Source organism: Neorhizobium sp. JUb45 (genome assembly GCF_004343585.1).
Lineage (GTDB): Bacteria > Pseudomonadota > Alphaproteobacteria > Rhizobiales > Rhizobiaceae > Neorhizobium.
Window position 1 is genome coordinate 1 of sequence record NZ_SLYW01000002.1, and the last position, 19875, is coordinate 19875.

18 protein-coding genes and 1 pseudogene are annotated in these 19875 nt (G+C 54.2%); 8 read left to right on the top strand and 11 right to left on the bottom strand.

What is annotated here, in order from left to right; genetic code table 11:
• The first annotated feature begins 127 nt into the window (after positions 1–127).
• From EDF70_RS06655 to EDF70_RS06665, 3 genes are all read left to right on the top strand, one after another.
• Positions 128–1738: a hypothetical protein gene (locus tag EDF70_RS06655; RefSeq protein WP_132272593.1), complete on the top strand. Its 1611-nt coding sequence runs from the start codon at positions 128–130 to the stop codon at positions 1736–1738.
• Positions 1739–2046: 308 nt separating this feature from the next.
• The gene (locus EDF70_RS06660) at positions 2047–2295 is read left to right on the top strand and encodes a plasmid stabilization protein (RefSeq protein ID WP_132272594.1); all 249 of its coding nucleotides are present in this window, start codon (positions 2047–2049) and stop codon (positions 2293–2295) included.
• Entirely contained in the window at positions 2292–2705 is a 414-nt protein-coding gene (locus tag EDF70_RS06665; protein ID WP_132272595.1) for a type II toxin-antitoxin system VapC family toxin, read from the top strand. The genes EDF70_RS06660 and EDF70_RS06665 overlap by 4 nt, the downstream gene beginning before the upstream one ends.
• A 14-nt stretch (positions 2706–2719) precedes the next feature.
• Here EDF70_RS06665 and EDF70_RS06670 read toward each other — a convergent pair.
• Positions 2720–3038 (bottom strand): annotated as a pseudogene (locus EDF70_RS06670) (tyrosine-type recombinase/integrase); the annotation flags it as partial.
• A gap of 149 nt (positions 3039–3187) precedes the next feature.
• Here EDF70_RS06670 and EDF70_RS06675 point away from each other — a divergent pair.
• From EDF70_RS06675 to EDF70_RS06685, 3 genes are all read left to right on the top strand, one after another.
• The gene (locus tag EDF70_RS06675) at positions 3188–4609 is read left to right on the top strand and encodes a phosphomannomutase (protein WP_132272596.1); all 1422 of its coding nucleotides are present in this window, start codon (positions 3188–3190) and stop codon (positions 4607–4609) included.
• Positions 4610–4672: 63 nt separating this feature from the next.
• Positions 4673–6100 carry a mannose-1-phosphate guanylyltransferase/mannose-6-phosphate isomerase gene (locus EDF70_RS06680; RefSeq protein WP_132272597.1) on the top strand — a complete coding sequence of 476 codons (1428 nt, stop codon included), beginning with the start codon at positions 4673–4675 and terminating at the stop codon, positions 6098–6100.
• 72 nt (positions 6101–6172) lie between these two features.
• Positions 6173–7294 (top strand): glycosyltransferase, encoded by a 1122-nt coding sequence (locus EDF70_RS06685; protein WP_132272598.1) that lies wholly within the window; start codon positions 6173–6175, stop codon positions 7292–7294.
• A gap of 200 nt (positions 7295–7494) precedes the next feature.
• On the opposite strand, the gene EDF70_RS06690 is transcribed toward EDF70_RS06685, so the two are convergent.
• Positions 7495–8241, bottom strand: a complete 747-nt coding sequence (locus tag EDF70_RS06690) for an autotransporter outer membrane beta-barrel domain-containing protein (RefSeq protein WP_165931957.1) — start codon at positions 8239–8241, stop codon at positions 7495–7497.
• A 67-nt stretch (positions 8242–8308) separates the two neighbouring features.
• On the opposite strand from EDF70_RS06690, the gene EDF70_RS06695 reads away from it, so the two are divergent.
• Positions 8309–9847 carry an IS3 family transposase gene (locus EDF70_RS06695; RefSeq protein WP_132272600.1) on the top strand — a complete coding sequence of 513 codons (1539 nt, stop codon included), beginning with the start codon at positions 8309–8311 and terminating at the stop codon, positions 9845–9847.
• Between the two features lie 185 nt (positions 9848–10032).
• Here the strand turns inward: EDF70_RS06695 and EDF70_RS06700 are convergent, their stop codons facing one another.
• The 9 genes from EDF70_RS06700 to rfbF form a co-directional block, all read right to left on the bottom strand.
• Positions 10033–11001, bottom strand: a complete 969-nt coding sequence (locus EDF70_RS06700) for a glycosyltransferase family 2 protein (RefSeq protein WP_132272601.1) — start codon at positions 10999–11001, stop codon at positions 10033–10035.
• On the bottom strand, positions 10998–11387 hold the full coding sequence (locus EDF70_RS06705; RefSeq protein WP_132272602.1) for a GtrA family protein: 390 nt from the start codon (positions 11385–11387) through the stop codon (positions 10998–11000). The genes EDF70_RS06700 and EDF70_RS06705 overlap by 4 nt, the downstream gene beginning before the upstream one ends.
• 7 nt (positions 11388–11394) lie before the next feature.
• Positions 11395–12306, bottom strand: a complete 912-nt coding sequence (locus EDF70_RS06710; protein ID WP_132272603.1) for a transketolase C-terminal domain-containing protein — start codon at positions 12304–12306, stop codon at positions 11395–11397.
• A complete protein-coding gene (locus tag EDF70_RS06715) occupies positions 12306–13118 on the bottom strand; it encodes a transketolase (protein WP_132272604.1) in 813 nt (270 codons plus the stop codon). The genes EDF70_RS06710 and EDF70_RS06715 overlap by 1 nt, the downstream gene beginning before the upstream one ends.
• The gene (locus EDF70_RS06720) at positions 13118–14194 is read right to left on the bottom strand and encodes an NAD(P)-dependent oxidoreductase (protein ID WP_132272605.1); all 1077 of its coding nucleotides are present in this window, start codon (positions 14192–14194) and stop codon (positions 13118–13120) included. The genes EDF70_RS06715 and EDF70_RS06720 overlap by 1 nt, the downstream gene beginning before the upstream one ends.
• Positions 14187–15071 (bottom strand): phosphotransferase, encoded by an 885-nt coding sequence (locus tag EDF70_RS06725; RefSeq protein WP_132272606.1) that lies wholly within the window; start codon positions 15069–15071, stop codon positions 14187–14189. Before EDF70_RS06725 ends, EDF70_RS06720 begins: the two co-directional genes overlap by 8 nt.
• Positions 15061–16014 (bottom strand): sulfotransferase, encoded by a 954-nt coding sequence (locus EDF70_RS06730; RefSeq protein WP_132272607.1) that lies wholly within the window; start codon positions 16012–16014, stop codon positions 15061–15063. Before EDF70_RS06730 ends, EDF70_RS06725 begins: the two co-directional genes overlap by 11 nt.
• 168 nt (positions 16015–16182) lie before the next feature.
• Positions 16183–17292: a CDP-glucose 4,6-dehydratase gene (rfbG, locus tag EDF70_RS06735; RefSeq protein WP_132272608.1), complete on the bottom strand. Its 1110-nt coding sequence runs from the start codon at positions 17290–17292 to the stop codon at positions 16183–16185.
• Positions 17289–18065, bottom strand: coding sequence for a glucose-1-phosphate cytidylyltransferase (gene rfbF / locus EDF70_RS06740; protein ID WP_132273660.1), 777 nt, complete (start codon positions 18063–18065; stop codon positions 17289–17291). Before rfbF ends, rfbG begins: the two co-directional genes overlap by 4 nt.
• 378 nt (positions 18066–18443) lie before the next feature.
• Between rfbF and EDF70_RS06745 the strand changes: the two genes are divergently transcribed.
• A complete protein-coding gene (locus tag EDF70_RS06745; RefSeq protein WP_132272609.1) occupies positions 18444–19874 on the top strand; it encodes a hypothetical protein in 1431 nt (476 codons plus the stop codon).
• The last annotated feature ends 1 nt before the right edge of the window (position 19875 follow it).

Here is a 19875-nt window from a genome sequence, read left to right on the forward strand (position 1 = left end):
TGGCCGCCTTCAAATCGGAACGGCGGCCGGAATGAGATCGGAATGACTGGCCGGCTTGATTTCGGAATCAGTGGCCGGCTTCATTGGAATACGCATCAAATCCGTTCGAAATCGATTGTGGGTAGATATGACGTTTGAAGAAAGCCTAGATTTTCTCAATTCCTATGAACCAGACGATTACCGATCTCTAAAAATTGCCCAGGAAAACTGGAAATCATTGATCAGCGAAGATCGTGGCAACCTTGAACGACTTTACGATATCTATTTCGCGACGATCAAAGGCTTCCTGGGTGAAAATGACGCTTTGGCCCTTAACGGTGTGAAAGCTTATAATTTCATTCTTGCATTTTCGGGCACGACCACTGTCGCCAGCCATGGCGGCAAAGAAGAAGCGTGGCGAATTCTCAATGAGCGGCACGCCCAACATCTCGACCTTCTGCGACGCGCGATCTCACGACCCAATAGTGTCGTCAGTGAAAAATTCAGCAGGACAAAAACGGGAACCTGGGCTGATATCGTTACATCGATGCTCGACCTCTATTATTGGCACAAGCCTTATAGCAACCGCGACGAAACGCTCAGAACCGAAGCAGCCATGCTTGTTCCCGAGATCTACCGGGCGTTTCCGGAGCATAAGAGTTTTCTCCTGCCCGACCACCTGATGCTGCATCCAGATGCAATCCGCGAGGCTGGTGACCTGATCCGGTTCTATACCCTGGAAAAAGGCCAGCCCGACGCCCCTCTGCTTGTGGACCTTGCTTACGACATGTTCGGGTTCCACTCGGACAAAGGCAAGCCGGCGCACGCACAATCGGCCGCAATTCTGCAGCATGCTCTCAGCGACGCATCTTCCTGGACGGAACAACAGCTCGACAAGTTTCTGGAGGATGTCATTTTCACGCCTCTGGATATCCAGACATATTCGCAACAAAAGGCTGAAGCTCTCCTGCAATCGACCATCGCCAATTACGAACGTCTGCTGCGGGAGAATAAATATGAAAGTCATCTCGGTACGTCAGCCCAAACGTACCGCGAACGCGACGAAAAAAGCCTTCAGATGCATCGGGCAACCCTCAATTTGATCCAGACCGATTTCGATGCCTGGAATGGGAAACGTCGCGACAAGGCCGTCCAACGGCTTGCCGTTTCCGCAACAACGCGTAAGGCGTTCAAGGTCGTCAAAACCAAGCTCCCTGCACCTTATGGCGAACGCATTGGCGCGCTTCTCGATGAGGTCGCTGACTATTCAAACCGACCGAAACTCTACCCGCCGCACAAGCCATCGGAAAATCGTTTCAAGGATCTTGGCTTGAAGCTGCTGGTCATCGAACAGCTTATGTATCAGCAGAAGGTGCTCAAGCCGCAATTCGATATCCACCTGTTTGCCAAGGAATATGAGAAGCGGGAAATTTCCGTCGAGATCGACGGCTACGAGATCATCCCTGAGGTCGAGACCTACTTCAAAAACCTAGCCATATCGGACGAGCTTCTGGCCAAAGTCGAAACGCTGCATCAATCCAGCGGATTGGACGGCGGGTCTGAGTTTATCTATCACCTCTACCCCTTTTGGGACCCCGGCAGTGGCGATGAAGCTATTCCCGTGAGCGACAAGGCGATTTCCGATCTTGAGCTTCTGCCAAACCTCAACTCGATCAGTGGATTGGAGAACAGCAAGCCCAGCGCGAAGCTTCTGAAGGCGCTTGCAGCGCGTGACATCAAGGTTTCCACCGAAGAGTAGCCTGTTGAGCAGAGTTTCGGAGTAAGAGCACCAGACCGACAATGACATTGCCATCGTGATGCGGAGCCTGTTTCATTTTGAACTCATGGTGGACGCGCAGTATTCTGAATATCTAAAAGTTGCAGCACCCATTCTGGCGCGCCTGTGGAGCAAATTTGGCTGCTTTGCGCCTATCTTGTTAAATTAACGAGTGCGGACCCTAGCCATTAAATGCAAAACGACATTAGGTGATGATGCCATCAAGCTTGCAAGTGCCATGTTGATGACAAGCGTGCATGATAGTATATTTGAGTTATAAGGAGGCGTTCATGGCCGCACCACAGCTCTCGGTTCGCAGTTCAAAAGCGCGCGATATCGCAAATCGTCTTGCACGTCGCGAGAATCGTACGATCGCCGATATCGTCGAGCGTGCACTCGAGACATATGAATCCCGTGAAGCAGGGCGTGAGCTCGCTGTGGATTTTTATCGACGCCTTTCGTTGCAATCGGGCACGGATGTCGATCTGGAAATCATAATCAACGAAAACAGAGTTCCCCACAAAGCGGTGGAACTTTGATCTTCCTCGACACGAATGTCTTGTCAGAGACGTTGAAGAAAGTACCGGACCCGGCAGTTATCGCATGGTTGGTTCGCCACGACGCTGAACTTGCATTGCCAACAGTCACCGTTGCTGAAATCGCTTTTGGTATCCAGAAGATTCGACCAAATCAGCGTGCAGATCGATTGGAGGAGGGGCTTTCGAGTTGGCGTCGCCGCTTCTCGGACCGGATGTTTTCGTTCACGGAAGACGCGGCACTGTCGTACGGTGAGATCATGGGTGATGCGGTCCGTCAGGGCAGGGCAATGTCTGCTCCCGACGGCATGATCGCGGTGATCGCAAGGATCAACGGAGGCCGTCTGGCGACACGCAACCTCAAGGATTTCCAGACGACAGGATTGGAACTGATCTCGCCCTGGGAATTCTAAGACTGAATTAGCCTTTACAATAGTCGCGCTGCGCGACCACTGCGGCGCGTTGCGTTGTTGTTATAGGTGGACGTCTGCTGCACCGACTGATGCCGAGACTGTTCCATCGCCTCGGGCGGGGGGATGCCGCGATTGGCTGCCTCGGTCAGATAGCCCGATCGCAGCCCATGTGCAGAAAATTCCCCGCTGTCCAACTTAGCCATCTCGGCGCGCTGCTTGACGATGGCATTGACGGCCTGCGGATCAAGCGCGGTTGGCAATATTGCCCCAGCGATCGATCTTGCGAAACACAGGGCCACGATCGATTTTCGCCATCTCCAACCAGGCGCCGAGGGTATAGCCCGAGTTCGGCCAAGTCTCGTTTGACAAACGTGCCGGACCATATGAGAGAAATGGGAGTTACCGTCGTGAACATGTGGGCGAGTTGCGAGAGTGACGCCGCACGTTACCGAAAATACAAATACCAAGGGTTAGGAGCATTCATGAAGTTCGGCACCAGCGGGCTCCGCGGCCTGGTAACGGATCTCCAAGGTCACGCATCGGTATTGTATGCAACCGCTTTTGCAAAATATCTTCTGGATGCCGGCTTCGTAAAGCCGGGTGATCGCATCTATGTTGCCGGGGATTACCGGCCCTCCAGCCCCGATATCGCAGCCACCTGCATTGGCGCCTTGGCGCGAGCTGGTCTGACGCCGGTTGATTGTGGTGCGATACCGACGCCGGCACTGGCGCTTTATGCGATGTCGAGAGGCTCGCCTTCGTTGATGGTAACAGGATCGCACATTCCCGCCGATCGCAACGGCATCAAGTTCTATCGTCCGGATGGTGAAATCGACAAGACCGACGAGCTTGCCATCACCCGCATCGCAGCAGAAATTTCTGACAGTATAATCGACCTGACGCCGGGTGCCGCCTTGCATGAGGAAGCCCAGGCGCAGGCGCTTTTCCTTTCGCGCAACCGCGCAGTTTTGACGCCAGGCGCTCTTTCCGGCTTGAAAGTGGGTGTCTACCAGCACAGCACGGTTGCCCGCGATGGTCTTGTCGATGTGATCGCCGGTTACGGTGCAGAGGTCGTCGCGCTCGGTCATTCGGAGCGCTTCATTCCGGTCGACACCGAGGCGGTGTCGCCCCAGACGATCGAGGTTTTGCAGGCATGGGCGCAGGAGCACAGCCTCGACGCTATCGTTTCTGCCGATGGTGATGGGGATCGACCGCTAGTGGCCGATGAAGCTGGCACGCCGCTGCGCGGTGACCTGCTCGGCCTTATCGTCGCCCGTTTTCTCGATGCAAAGGTGGTCGTCACGCCGGTCACTTCCAATTCCGGTATCGAGGCGGCCGGCACATATCGTGTCACGCGCACCAAAGTCGGTTCCCCGTTTGTTATCGAAGGCATGAACCAGGCGACAGCGGCAGGCGAGACGGGTGTGATGGGGTTCGAGGCCAATGGCGGCGTTCTGACCCAATCAGCGTTCTTCGTCGCCAATGCCGCTACGCTGACCGCCCTTCCTACGCGCGACAGCTTTCTGCCGGTTCTGGCAACGCTGTCTCTCGCCAAAGGACGCAACAAGCCGCTCTCCGTCATCGCTGAGGGTTTTGGTTTGCCCGTCGCTGCTGCTGACCGGCTGGAGAATTTTTCCGTCGAGACCAGTGCAGCGCTAATGGCGCATCTACGGGAAGCACCTGAAAATCTTACCGCCCTCCTTGCTCCGCTCGGTGACGTCGGTTCGATCAGCGACATCGACGGTTTGCGCGTGACACTTGTTGATCGAACCGTCATTCACCTACGCCCTTCCGGCAATGCGCCGGAAATGCGGTGTTATGTGGAGGCGGAAGACGAAGCTGCGGCATCATTGCTGTTGGGCAAGGGTCTGTCTCTTGTGCGTCAATGGGCTGAAACGCATTGAGCTGATTGCCTATTCAAGGTTGCCCGACTACAACACGATCCGTCCGACCACCGGAGATATTTTATGACCCAGAAGATCATTCCAGTTATCATGGCCGGCGGCAAAGGCACGCGTTTGTGGCCTCTGTCGCGTTCCAGCGCACCGAAACAGTTCATCCAGGTGGTCGACGAAAAAACGCTGTTTCAGGAAACCCTGGAGCGCGTCGTGGACAGCGCTGTCTATGAAGCGCCCGTCGTGATTACCAACCAGGACTTTCGCTTCACGGTAGCGGAACAGGCCCGCGAAGTCGGCGTCGATCTGTCAGCCATTATTCTTGAGCCGGTGGCGCGCAATACGGCTGCTGCTATCGCTGCTGCCGCTTTCCACCTGACGCAGACCTTTGGTGAAGATGCCATTCTTCTGCTTCTTGCCTCCGATCACGAGATCGATGCCGGCAATGATTGGAGAGATGCGATCGCAACGGCACTTCAGACCGCTGCCTCAGGCAAAATAGTCACTTTTGGCATCGAACCGACCGAACCGGCTACGGGTTACGGTTACATCGAGCAGGGAGAGGCTCTGTCGACCGGCGCCCACAAGGTCAAGCGGTTCGTCGAAAAGCCGCAACCTGCCGCTGCTGAGCAGATGCTGGCCGCTGGCGGGTTCTTCTGGAACTCGGGCATCTTCATGTGTCGCGCCGATCTGTTCCTGAGCGAACTCGAATCCTATGCACCATCCGTGCACGAGGCAGCAGGTGCCGCCGTCGCCAAGGCTGCGGTCGATCTTGACTTCGTCCGTCTCGACGAGGCTAGCTTTGCCGCAAGCCCGGACATCTCCATCGACTATGCAGTCATGGAAAAGACCACGAACGCCGCGGTGGTCACGTCTTCTTTCACTTGGTCGGATCTCGGCAGCTGGGATGCCGTGTGGAAACTCGGCGAAAAGGATGAGAATGGTAATGTCGTCATCGGGCATGCCACGGTCATGAACACCGAAAATTCTCTGATTCTGTCGCGCGCCTCGCATCTGGCCGTACAGGGACTGAAGGACGTCGCGGTTATCGCCAGCGAAGATGCCGTTTATGTCGGCCGCCTCGACGAAGCGCAGGAAGTCGGCAAGCTGGTAAAATACCTGGCCAAGGCCAAGGCGACATCGAGCCTGACGGAAACTCACCCGACCTCTTATCGTCCATGGGGCGGTTATACCTCGCTGTTCAACGGTGACCGTTTCCAGGTGAAGCGTCTGTTCGTGCTACCTGGCAAAAAGCTCTCGCTGCAGAAACATTTCCATCGTTCGGAACACTGGATTTGCGTCAAGGGCACGGCAGAAGTGACTGTTGGCGACAAGGTCACCTTCGTGCGCGAAAACGAATCCGTTTATATCCCGCAGGGAGACCTTCATCGTCTCTACAACCCCGGTCGTATCATGCTGGAAATGATCGAAGTGCAGACAGGTTCCTATCTCGGCGAAGACGATATCGTTCGGGTCTCCGACGAATTCGGTCGCGGGTAAAGCCCGAAATCAACTCTCGGCGCCGTTGCTTTGGTGGACGGCGTCGGGCAACGATGCATTCGAGGCTTTGAAATGCGCGTTCTCCACGTCTTCAAGACGTATTATCCGGATACTTTCGGCGGCGTCGAACGGACGATCCATGCCATCGCCAAGGGATCTTTGGCGTATGGCATCCAGTCCGATGTCCTGTCGCTTAGCCGCGATCCGATAGCCAATACGGTCGAGTTCGACGGGCATATGGCGCACAAGGCCAAACTCGATTTCGAATTTGCCTCCACCGGCTTCTCGTTGGATGTCATTGCCAAATTCAAGGCCCTGAGCGTCAGGGCCGACGTGGTTCATTACCATTTTCCGTGGCCGTTCATGGACCTGCTGCATGTGTTGCATCCGCCGGGAAAGCCGAGCGTTGTCACCTACCACTCCGATATCGTCAAACAGAAGCTGCTTCTGCGGCTCTACAAGCCGCTGATGCATCGCTTCCTCGGCAGCGTCGATCGTATCATCGCGACCTCGCCGAATTATCTGGAGAGCAGCGAAGTGCTGCAGGGCTTCCGGGACAAGACTGAGGTCATCCCGATTGGCCTCGACGAGGCGGATTACCCTCGCGCGTCGGACGATTTGAAGGCCAACTGGCAGGCCCGATTTCCAAAGCCGTTCTTCCTGTTCGTCGGCGTGCTGCGTTATTACAAAGGCCTGCATACACTGATCGAGGCGGCAAAGGATGTGTATGCCGATATCCTAATTGCCGGCGAGGGGCCGATGGAGAGCGAATTGAAAGATCAGGTCGCCCGCGCTGGTTTGACCAACGTGCATTTCCTCGGCGGCGTGAATGATCTCGACAAGGCGGCCTTGCTCGAACTCTGCATGGCCTTCGTTTTCCCTTCACATCTGAGGTCGGAAGCCTACGGGCTTTCTCTGGTGGAGGCCGCCATGTTCGGCAAGCCGATGATCAGTTGCGAGATCGGCACGGGCACGAGTTTTGTCAACAAGGATGGGCAAACGGGAATCGTGGTGCCACCGCAGAATGCCAGGGCGCTGGCTGGCGCGATGATGCGAATGTCGGAGAAGACAGCCGAGGTTGCAGACTATCCGATCTATGCAAGACAGCACTACGTCGACATACTGGCCTCAAAGTCCATGGTCGAGAGATATTCGGTGTTGTACGGAAAGCTCTCATTATGTGCTGTCAATTGATATCCGCCCTTATGCCTCCCATCGCATGCACGAGTATCTGATGCGGTTGCTGGATGATCAGCTTCAGGGTTCATCCGGCGCATGATCCTCCCGCGCCGAATGCTATTGTTCAGCTAGAATTTCACCCTGAGTTGCGCACCGACCATGTGGTCCGCATTGCCGTCCTCTCCAAACATTGCCCGGTAATCCAGCGTAAGATCCTAGTCGTTGTCGAACTGCGTGTTCACCGAAAGGCCCAAAGTCACATAGTCCTGGTCGGTTTCGCGTCCGTCGATTTCGTAAGGAAGCGTGCCGAGATCGGCATAATCGAGTTTGACCTTGGACGAACCGTCGAAGTCATGGACATACTCCAGTCGCAGGCCCGGCGTGAGTGTACCCCAGTCCATCTCGAACGATTTGTTGGCGCGAACACCGATGAAACCGGAAACGGTATCCACCGTCTGGCTGCCATAGGTCAGGCTGTAGATGCTGCCGCCCTGTTCGGTAAAGCCATCCAGCCCGGAGCGGGAGAACTCGACCCGCGCGTAGGGTGAGACGAGCCAGCTATCCTCCCTGATTTCGTAGGCGGCGGTGACGGACCCAAAGACCTGGCTGCCGCTGCGCTCTCCCGTTGCGATATCGCCGGTGGAGGTCACATACCGATTGCTGTCGAAGTTCAGGGTTCCGGCCCCAAGCAAGGTGTCGAGGAAGAAATTGTCGATCGGCTCGTAACTTGCGTAGAGCGCGGCGCTGAACGACTGGGCGCGGTTTTCTGTGCCGTTTTCGCCGATATCGGCCTGATCGCGGCCGTAACCAATGCCCAGTCCGGCCACCAGTTTTTCCGAGAAGCGGTAGTCGAAGCCGCCGCTGATGCCGATCGTCGTGTGGCCGATATCCAGCCCCTCGTCGTCCCGGTCGCCGAAATTGACGAAACCACCCGACCAGAAGGCAAGCCTGTTGGTTTCCACGCAGAACTGAGCCGGTTGGGCGCATAAGGGGATGCGGACTAAAACTTGGACCACCAGGAGGTAGTCCATGTATTCCCATGCAGACAGAATTCGCGCAGTCGAGCTGTATATTAAGCTCGGCAGGCGGGTTAAGGCGACGATCCGCCAATTAGGTTATCCCACGAAGAATGCGCTGAGGAACTGGTATCGAGAGTACCAGCAGCATCAAGACCTGCGCGTCCGTAGTGCGGCTCGCGCACCGAAGTTTTCTGAGGCGCAGAAGCAGGTAGCGCTTGAGCACTACCGTACTCACGATCGCTGTATCTCTGTGACGATGAGGGCGCTGGGTTATCCAGGTCGCGGGACTTTGACAGCATGGGTTCGAGAGGCGTTTCCACAGACGAGAACTTCGATGGCAGGAAGATCCTGGCGTCGGGCTTATCCTGAAGCGTTGAAGCAGGTCGCTGTCCTAGATCTTTGCAGTAGAGAGGAAAGTGCCCAGCAGGTAGCCGACCGGATAGGCGTATGCCGGCCGACGTTGTACGCTTGGAGGAATGAGTTACTCGGTCATGAGGCTGCCTCATCGATGAAACGCCGCAAAACCTCCGCGCCGGCACCTGAGCGTGAAGAACTCGAGCGACAGCTTGAAGCCCTCCAGCGCGATGTCCGACAATTGCAGCTCGAGCATGATCTGCTGAAGAAGGCCAATGAACTGCTAAAAAAAGGCCTGGGCGTCGATCTGCAACTCCTGAGTAATCGAGAGAAGACACAGCTGGTTGACGCCCTCAAAGATACCTATCGATTGCCGGAACTGCTTGTGCAGTTGGGGATTGCGCGAAGTTCGTACTTCTACCACCGCGCCCGAGCAAACCTGGAAGACAAGTATGTCGCCATCCGTCGAGACCTGACGGAAATCTTCGAAAGCAACCATCGCTGCTACGGCTATCGCAGACTGCAGGCGTCTCTGGCCAGGCAGAGTGTGACAATCTCGGAAAAGGTTGTGCAGCGATTGATGAAACAGGAGCGTCTGGTCGCCGCCAGACCACGGCGACGGCGTTTTGGCTCTTACTTGGGAGAAATCAGTCCTGCGCCTGAGAACCTCATCAACCGCGACTTCCATGCCAAAACACCGAACGAGAAGTGGCTCACGGACATTACCGAATTCCAGATCCCAGCCGGCAAAGTGTATCTCTCGCCCATCATAGATTGCTTCGACGGGATGGTGATCAGCTGGTCGATCGGAACGCAACCTGATGCGGGCCTGGTCAACACGATGCTGGACGCCGCCATTGAAACTGTCACCGACGGCGAAGGCGGGACAATTGTCCATTCCGATCGCGGAGCTCATTATCGTTGGCCCGGCTGGCTCTCTCGGATTAACGATGCGAAATTGGTTCGCTCGATGTCCCGCAAGGGCTGTTCCCAAGATAACGCCGCGTGCGAAGGCTTCTTTGGACGGTTGAAAACGGAACTCTTCTATCCACGAGACTGGAAGACCATCACGATCGAGCAATTTGTTCGCGAGGTTGATGGCTACATCCGATGGTACAATGAGAAGCGCATCAAAATATCATTGGGGTCGCTCAGCCCGATCGAGTATCGCAGAAGTCTCGGCCATAACGTCTAAATCAGTCCAAGTTTTTATCCGCATCCCCACCGGCTCAGTTCCGCGTGGAAACCAACAGCCAAGCTCAAGTCGAACCCGAGAAAGGCAAAGGCCAGAACCTTCGAGGCTCTCTGACGCGCCATCTGCAATCTCTTCACCGCAAATGAGTGCTGGAACTTAATGTCGAGCGCGGGATATGTCTATGTTTAATCGTCCGATGCAATGCTTTCCATAGCGGCATGTGATGGGAAGTTTATCCGTTCTTGCTCTGTGACGAGAGGCAATTTTCGCACTTGTGTCTGGATTGCTCCAATGTATTCCCCCAGCATACCTAGAAATAGCATTTGGACGGCACCGAAGAAGAAGATACCTATAAGGATTGGGGCAAGTCCGATCTCGAACGAGTTCCAAAAGACTAGCTTTGCGAGGAGATAGCCTAATGCTACGAATAGGCTAAGGCAGGCAACGCCGAAACCGGACAATGTCATTATCCGCAGAGGCACCTTGGAATGTTTGGTTATACCCAACATTGCCATGTCGTACAGAGAGTAGAAATTTTGGCTTGTCACACCGCGCATTCTACGCGGTTGCGTAAAGGGTATGGTAGCGATTGGGTATCCGATCTCGCAAACGAGGCCGCGGAAATAAGGATAGGGGTCATCGAGTTTCCGCAAGACGTCTAGCACTACCCGATCAAATAAACCGGACCCAGTGGCGTTGGGAACCAACGGGACATCTGAAATACGGCCAATCGTTTTATAGTAGAACTTGCGAACCGCAAACATGAGCGATGACTCTTCGCTCACCGGCTTTACAGCCATTACGGTCTTGAAGCCGGATTCCCATTTTTTAACAAATTCTAGAATGATCTCTGGTGGATCCTGAAGGTCGGATGCGATCAGCACAGCGGCATCCCCAGATGCTTGGAGTAGGGCGTGATAAGATGATCGAATATAACCGAAATTGCGGGCGTTCACGATCACGCGCAGATGAGGATCATGTGCGGCTCTGGCGCGTAGTATCTCTACAGTCTTGTCTGACGAGCAATTGTCGATGCAGAGGTGATCATAATCATAGGGCAGAGCCGACATGACTGCAGCAATCCGCTCGCATAGCTCGGTGACGTTTTCCGCTTCGTTGAAAAGCGGCGTAACAATGCTGATTTTTTTTGTCATGGCTTGAAAACATATCGGCTGTTGAGAAAGTAGGAAAGGAGCGCCAGTGGAATCAGGAGTATCAGGCCGCCAAGCCAATCGGCAATACCAAGACGGACTAATCCTCCAACGCCGGTGACGTTGACGAGATAAACAACGACATAGACCATCACGAACCGCGGCAGTTTTGTGTGGTCCTTGTCGGCAAAAACTAAACTGCCGATGCTTTTGAAGTTGAACAGCGTTCCAAGCACTGTAGCCACAGCGATGGCTGTGGCGAAGTGTAAACCGGCCCAAAGCCCGAGCACATAGACGCTGTAGCCGACAACCGTGTTTAGAACTCCAACCAGCAGGAATCTGAGAAGTCTGCTGGTCAAAAAATTGGTCATCAGGCTGTAGGTATCCATTGACGCGTTACCGGCTTACGTTGGCGAGTGTTAGGCCAGCGACCTGCCGGAGATATTCCTGCGTGCCGGAGGTGCTGATGAATGTGTTCGGCACTCCTATACGTTCGACCTTCGGCATTTGTCTCAGAACGCCCGTGGCATAAAGATCGCTAAGGGCCTCGATGATGGAGCTGCCGAAGCCGCCGCTGAGTTGATGTTCCTCGACGGTGACGATGCGTTGAAAACGATGTGACATCGAGACCAGCGTTTCACGGTTATAACCGCCGATAAACGGCGCGCTCCAAAGCGCCCAGTCAAGACTATTATCGCGCAGTTCAATCAACATCGGCGTGACGATTGCACCCGTCGCAAGCACCAACGTGCCCTGTCCATCCTTGACAGGGACAAACTCGCCAGGTGCCATTTTCACAGGCCTTGAGGCATCGTGAAGAACGGGTTCTCCCGACTTGTTAAGGCGGACATAGCCTGGCCCTACATGGTTCGCCATGAAAAGGGCGGCAGCTCGGGCTTCGCCGGCATCGGCTGGCGCGCACACGGTCATGCCGGGCAATGCGCGCAACATTGCGATGTCTTCGGTAGTGTGATGCGACACACCTTGCGGCCCGTACGCATAACCGGCACCCACGGCAACGACCTTAACGTTGGCTGCATGATAGCAGACGTCATAGCGCACCTGCTCCATTGCCCGAAGGGTTGGAAAATTGCCGATCGAGTAGGTGAAGACATTGTAACCTTCACGTGCTAGTCCGGCCGCGACCTGCGTCATGTTCTGTTCGGCTATGCCCGCATTCAAGAAACGATCCGGGTAACGCGCAGCAAACGGCTCCAGAACGGAGTAGCCAAGATCGCCGCACAGAAGGAAAATGTCGTCGTGCTTTTCGGCGAGGTCGCACAGCGTGTTGATAAAGGTATTGCGCATTACACCGCCTCCAATTCGCTAATCGCCTTCAGTACATCTGCCTCGGAGGGTGAGCGATAATGCCACGCCAAATCGTTCTCCATGAAGCTGACTCCCTTACCTTTGACAGTATGGGCAATGACGCATTTCGGTCGGCCATTGCGGCTTTCCTTGAATCGCATGAATACATCCTGCAAAGCCGGCAGAGCATGGCCGTCGACTTCTTCGACCTCCCAGTTGAACGCCTTGAATTTGTCGGCCAACGGCTCAAGGTTCATGATCTCGCTGACAGCGCCGAAACTCTGGATCTTGTTGTAATCGATTACGGCGACAAGATTGTCCAGCTTATGATGGGCGGCAAACAGAATGGCTTCCCAGTTTGAGCCTTCGTCCAGCTCACCATCGCTCAAAATGGAAAAAACGCTCCACGGCTGTCTTCGGCGCTTGCCGGCAAGGGCGCTTCCGCATGATACGCCCAGCGCATGACCAAGACTGCCGGTGGAGAGTTCCACGCCTGGCAGATTGTGATTGACGTGCGAGGTGAAATAGGTGCCGTTTTCAGTGAACTGCTCCAGCAGGTCGTAGCCCTTGAAGAAGCCGCGCAACTCCAGCATCGCATAGAGTGCGGTGCAGGCATGACCTTTGCTGAAGAACAGCCGGTCGCGCCCGGGTGCGTCGGGTTCATCTGCCGTGATGTCGAGGATTTCCGCGTAGAGAACCGCCAATATGTCGGCCACGGAAAATGCGCCGCCAATATGCGACGTTCGCTTTCGGCTGCAGAGTTCAAGAACACGTTGACGCAGCTGTTTAGCGTATGCCGGTGTACTCGTCATTATCGTTTTCCTGTGCTGAATTGCGGACGATACCATTCGGCGGTACGGAGGAGGGCTTCTTCAAAAGGCACCGTGATGGACAGTCCGAGATCTGATTGTGCGAACTGCGTGCTGGGTACGTAGCGATCGGGGGCAACGCCTAGAGCTGGTTGGCCGAGAATCTTGACGTTACTGCTGTCTAGACCCGTTACCCGCGCCACTGCTTCCGCCAGTTCGCGAATTGATACAGCCTGCTCTGAACCGACATTGTAGGAGGTCTCGGCCCGTCCCCTGACGAGGATCGCCAGCAGCCAAGCAACAAGATCCGTCGCATACATGTAGGAGCGTAGCGAGGTGCCGTCACCCTTGATCGTAAGCGTCTGCCCCCGCAATGCGTCGCGGATGAAATTGCCGGCCGCGAAATGAGCGTCCAGCTCCAGATAAGGGCCAACTTGTGCGAATATGCGCGCCGATTTACAGGCGAAACCGTACTGCTGGCCATAGGCATTGCCGAGCCACTCGGTGGCGATCTTGCCAAGTCCGTATGCGGCGCTGCTGGCCGTCACGTCTGAGGTGCAAGGTTGCGTTTCTGGAATTCGGTCTACCGGCTCCGCCAGCCGGCCGTAAACCGCCCCCGAAGATAAAAGCAGAACATTTTTGGCACCATGATCGCGCGCGACATCGAGCACGCGCTGCGTACCAGCAACAGTCACGTCGAATGTGTCGAGTGCCGTGTTGCTGGCGATCACATCCGTTGCAGCGTGAAGAATATGGCTAAACGTGCCGGTCAGGCCGGTGAAATCGCGGACATCTCCCTGGATGAATGAGACGGCGGGGTCATTTGCAAGATGTGGGCACTGGTCGGCAAATTTTCGAGGGTTGCGGCTTAGCACAACGATGGTCATGGAAAGATCTCGGGACCAGTTGGCGTGGCAAAGAAGTTCCAGCAACCATCGCCCAATATAACCAGTTCCACCGGTTATGAAAAGACGAGCGCCGCGCAGTTCATCGAGATCCGCGGAAGCAACATCGAGCATCGCCTGCAGGTCGCTACTGCCGACGCGCGGCCCAGATCCTTGATCGGTTATGCTAGTCAAGAGCAATCACTTCCATCAGGCGTTGGTCAAAACTGATCTTGTTGCCGAGATAGCTGCCGTCTCGAACGGAGAGCATGCATTTCAGCAGTAATATCATCACCATCAGCGCCACCTCAGCGGGGCGGCCCCATGGCGTGTGTCCTACAGAGTCCGGTGTCAGCCATCGCCTGTTGGAGAAAAAGGTCAACCAGTACAAATAGTCGTAGCCGGCAATACCCCAGAAGGCATCTTCCCAATCGATTGCCACAGGCCCAAAGTCATCGCACAGGATGTTGGCCGGACCAAGATCTCCATGGCACAACTGCAGGATAAATTCACCGGAAATTGCACGGAGGTGAGTAAGCCGATGTCGGGCCTTAGATGCGACGCCTGCGGAAATCAGGTCATGATCCGAAAGCAATGCCAGTGATTGCTCTGATTTATCAAGAAGAAGATGGATATTGTCTTCGGCTGGGACGAGAGCAAATCCGATTTTGCCAGGCAATTTCGCCTCGTAATCGAAGACTAGTCGTCTGATGGTCGCCGGCGTCAGGTCGTTGCATGAAGAAAGTAGGTTCATCTGCAGCCACGTTCGCTGACTGTCTCGCTCCGCGACTGAAAACAGACTGGCATCCGTCCGGTTATTCGAAATCTGCTGCAGAAATGCATGCTCGCGCCGCAGGGTCACCTGGCCCGACGGTACGGCATGCGTCTTGAAACAGCGTTCGCAGCCGTCCAGCGTGCCAGAAAAAATGATCCCAAGGGTTCCGCCGTTTAGCGGGCGCAGGCCAGCCAGGCTTGCGCCCAGCGTGGCCTGCAGACCTGTCGCCAAGTCATTTTTCTCGTCAGCGCCAAGTTTACTTGCGGCATTTGCATGCCGCAATTTACTAAGCACCATAATATTTGTTCAGGTAGCTGATATTGTCGTACTGGAAGTGGCGGGCCAGAGCCGTTGTGCCGGCAACGATCTGTACCTTTTCTTCTTCGGTCAGTTCGTTGATGACGGCTTCGTTGTATTCTTCGGTGCTTTTCAGAACCGTGCCCCAAGGTGCGATGCTTTCCTTGATCTCAACGCCGTTCCAGCTCGGATATAGCATCGTTTCAGCAAATGGTACGTTGATGAAATCGGAGACTTCGCGCATGAACTTTTCCTTGTTCGCGACGAGATCTTCATAGCGGAACACCCGTACATTCTTCGGATGCATCTTGGCGTACATCTCGACCGTGGAATGGTAGATGTTCCAGGTGATCAGGTACTTGCTCAACGGCTGCGGGAAGGGGCGGCGCTTCGTATCGCGGTAGGCCGAGAACGGATTACGGACGATGTGGATGATCCGAGCATCCGGGAAGTCGCGGACGATGCGATCCGCATCGATGCCGATGGCCGGCGAGTAGCCCACATATGTCATGTCTTCGCGCGGCTTGACGTAATAATTTTTCCACGCGGCGAATGTGGCACGGAAAAAGGCTTCAATAACCTTTGCGCGTGGATAGAAATCTGCATCACCAAGATATTCTGCAAACGCAGCCTGACGGTCGGCTTCGATCAGGTCAAGATCCGCATCTTTGAACTTCGAGCCGTTGCGCTTGCGCAGGAACGTCTTTGCTTCCTCATCGATCATGTGCTCATAGAGTTCGGCTGGACGCAGACCCTCTGGGAACTCTGGATAGCGGTACTGTACGCGCTCGACGGAGGCGAGGAAGTCGTTGAAATTGCGGCTGCCCAGCTGGGATTCGAATGGATATACGAGCAACTCTGGGTGGCCATCGAGGTGGCGGTGTGTAACGTTTCCGCCGTGCTCAAAGCCGGCGGAAACCATAACGAATTTGAAATTGCTCATTAATCCAGTCCTTTGTGATTTGCTTCGCCAGATGACGAGCATTGAGATAGTGAAAAACCCGTTGGCTGTTAAGCGCTATCTGACAATAATCAGGGATTGTAACAACAAAAGGGAGGTCTGTTTTTTGCTGCCCTTCGCAGGGTATGGGGTCGGAGGGCCGTACTTGTGTTAATTAATCTTCACGTGAGAATCTCTTCGGAACCCCTCGGTCGCTAGATCCTGATAACGACGGATCTGCATAAGTGTATGATCTCGAGCATCGGTTCCTGTTGCCACTGCCTTGCTCCACTCGACGATGTATTCCAGCGCATGTCCTAGGCCTAGCACCGGTTTCCAGCCCAGAAGATTTCGCACTTTCGATATGTCGAGTTTCAAGAAGCTTGCCTCGTGCGGGTGCAGTCGGTCGTCGATGGACCATGCTGCCTGCTGTCCCCACAACGAAGACATTCGCTCAACTATCCAAGCGACTGGTTTTGCGTCATCGTCATTTGGCCCGAAATTCCAGGCCTGTGAAAAGTCGGCGCCAGCGTCGTACATGCGTTCAGCGAGCACGAGATAGCCACGCAACGGCTCCAGAACATGTTGCCAAGGACGAATGGCATTGGGATTTCTAATCATGACCGAGTCACCAGCTGCAAAAGCATTGACAATATCCGGTATTAAACGGTCTTTGGCCCAATCACCGCCCCCGATTACATTGCCGGCGCGTGCGGTGGAAATAGCAACGCCATGCTCGAGATAATTATCGGGGTGGAAATATGATGATCGATAAGCCGCCGTGATGAGCTCTGCGCATCCCTTGCTGCTGCTGTAGGGATCAAAGCCGCCCATCTGCTCATTTTCACGGTAGCCCCAGGCCCATTCGCGGTTTTCGTAACATTTGTCGGTTGTGACGTTGACAACCGACCTTACGCTTCCGCTTGCGCGCACCGCTTCCAGCAGGTTGACCACCCCCATAACATTGCTTGAATACGTGCCTACCGGATCATCATAGGAAAGGCGCACCAACGGCTGAGCCGCCATGTGGATAACGATCTCCGGGCGAGCGGCGATCATCGCCTCCTTCAAGACAGGCAGATCGCGAATGTCGCCTACCAGCGAGATCATATTTGTTCCGACACGAGCAGTTTCGAATAGCGACGGGGATGTCGGCGGAGTAAGAGAAAATCCGGTTAACTCGGCGCCGAGATCCTGCAGCCAGAGAGAAAGCCAGCTTCCCTTGAAACCAGTATGGCCGGTCAGAAAGACGCGCTTCCCGCGCCAGAAGTGCTGGTTCATGCCCACACCTTCCATGGAGCCTTGCCGCGGCTCCACAAATCTTCAAGGTGGTGCTTATCTCGCAGCGTGTCCATCGGCTGCCAGAAACCTTGGTGTTCGTATGCGTGAAGGTGCCCTTGCGAAGCAAGCGTTTCAAGAGGCTCGTGCTCCCAAGGCATCTCATCGCCGGAAATAAGGTCAATGACCTTTGGAGAGAGAACGAAGAAACCGCCGTTTATCATCCCTCCATCGCCCTTTGGCTTTTCCCGAAAGGAGGCGATGCTGTTATTAGCCTGAATGTCGAGGGCGCCGAAGCGCCCTGGCGGATAAGTAGCCGTTAGGGTGGCTAGGCGTCCGTGGCTTTGGTGAAACTTAACCAGATCATGAATGTTCACATCGCTTACGCCGTCCCCGTAGGTGAAGCAAAAAGCGTCTTCATCCTTCAAATAAGAAGCAACGCGTTTAAGGCGGCCGCCGGTCATGGTAGCCTCACCGGTATCGATCAACGTGACGCGCCACGGTTCGGCATGTTGGTGATGCACCTCCATGCTGTTAGTCTTCATGTCGAATGTCACGTCCGACATGTGCAAGAAGTAATTTGCGAAATATTCTTTGATTACATAGCCCTTGTAGCCAAGGCATATAATGAAATCGTTGATGCCGTAGTAGGAATATATCTTCATGATATGCCACAGAATTGGCTTGCCGCCGATCTCGACCATTGGCTTTGGCTTAAGGTGCGTTTCCTCAGATATTCTGGTGCCAAGTCCGCCAGCCAATATTACAGCTTTCATTCTGAAATCACCTTTTTGCGAATGGAAGATTCTGGTGCGTTCTTCCACGGTTTGGCTGTTTGGATCACGTTTGATCGCATTTTATTAAGTGGCGCCAGTGAGAAATATCTCACTGGCTGTGGAATAGCGATATAACGAGGGCCTGCGTGTGTTGCAATTGAAATGCCTCATTTTGGACGGGTAAACGGTCGAAAAGCTTGGCTCGGAGCATCGTTCTAGTTGTTGGCTTCGGTCGCACGGCCAAACGTATCGAGCCACTTGAATGGCGCTTTCTTGATCGGCATTTTACCGAGTGACGGCCAAGTTGCAGTGATCTCCGTTTTCGAATAGTTACGGAAATCTTTAACTGCACGGGGCGGGTTTGTGACGAGGATTTTGTTGGCTTTGATAGTGACCGCTGTCGCAAACATCTACCTGATGGCTACCGGTCTTGAAATAAATTTTTTTAACAGCGATGTGGTGCAGCCCTATTTGATGGGTTTAGATATATCGCGGAATTGGCATTCTATTTGGACCTGGTACCAAGCCCCCTCGCTTTACATATTCCCCGATTGGATCGTTGCTGCCCAATTAAGCGAGTTGCCTGCGACAATAACGCAGGTAATATATGGGACGATATTAGTTTCACTTTATGCTGTCGGATATTCTCTATGTTCGCAACGCGCAATCAGCACGCGAGCGGTCACATCTTTCGCAGTGTTGTACAGTGGGGCAGCGATATTTCTGCAATGGCTGTCGCCTGGTGGCCGTGGTATATGGCTCATGGCATATACATTCGCGCCCTACATGCATACTGGGGCGGTAGCGATGACAATAGTTGCGATAGGATTGATACGGAGCAATTGGGATAATCCCAACTTTAGGAGTTTGTCGGTCCTAGCGACATTAATGTTCGTCGTAACCCTTTCCGACATAATCCTGTTGGCATGGCTTGTCCCTCCGTTCTTCGTGCTGCTAGCTGTGGATTATATTTCATCAAGAAAAATTAACCGTCATAGGCTCGCGATTGCGGTGATCATTCCGTCTTTTGGTGCCTTTGTTGTTGACAGCGTAATAAATAGCGTTCGGCAAGCATATATGAGTGCGGGAACAATCTCTCCCGCGGGTTCTTTGAGGGTGTTTTTGGGCACGCTGCGGGATGCCTTGCACCAATATGACCCGATGTTGGGGTGCATTTTCTTCAGTTTGATTGTTGGCAGTTTTGTCGCCACGAACAAGATTTTGCGCTCGCTCTCCGGCAACGGTATTAGGGAAGCAGATGTAGTTCTCATTCTGATCCCTGGAGTCATGGCCGCATCGATCGTTGCTCCTCTGGTGAAAGGGCTTTTTGTTTACCCTGATCATCTCCGCTATATTATTGTGGCGCCTGTTCTAAGCCTTGTTTGGTTTTGTCTGGTATTCAAATCGTTGAAAATAGACATCACTATTCCGTCTGGAATTCTGGCAGTTTTGATCGCTTTTCCAGCAGCAGCAGCTTATCATGGGCCTGACATGAGGATGATTTCTTGCTTGCCGGGCGACACCGGCTTCGGTGACTATTGGAACTCCAAAAGAACCTTATTTCTCACTAAGCGTAAGACGCACATTATCCAGCTCAATGGTGATATTCGTCCTATGCGTTTTAACTACAATAGCCTCTGGTTTTTGCGTCACGCAAATGATGAAACGCAATTGCAGCCAACATTTATCATCACAACAAGGCTGGAAAGCGATAAGCTTGAAGCCCAGTTTGGCCTACCGTCCTCCAGAAAAAATTGTGGCGGTGAGGAAGTTTGGGTGTACGATAAGCCGCTTTCCGTACCGCAGTGAG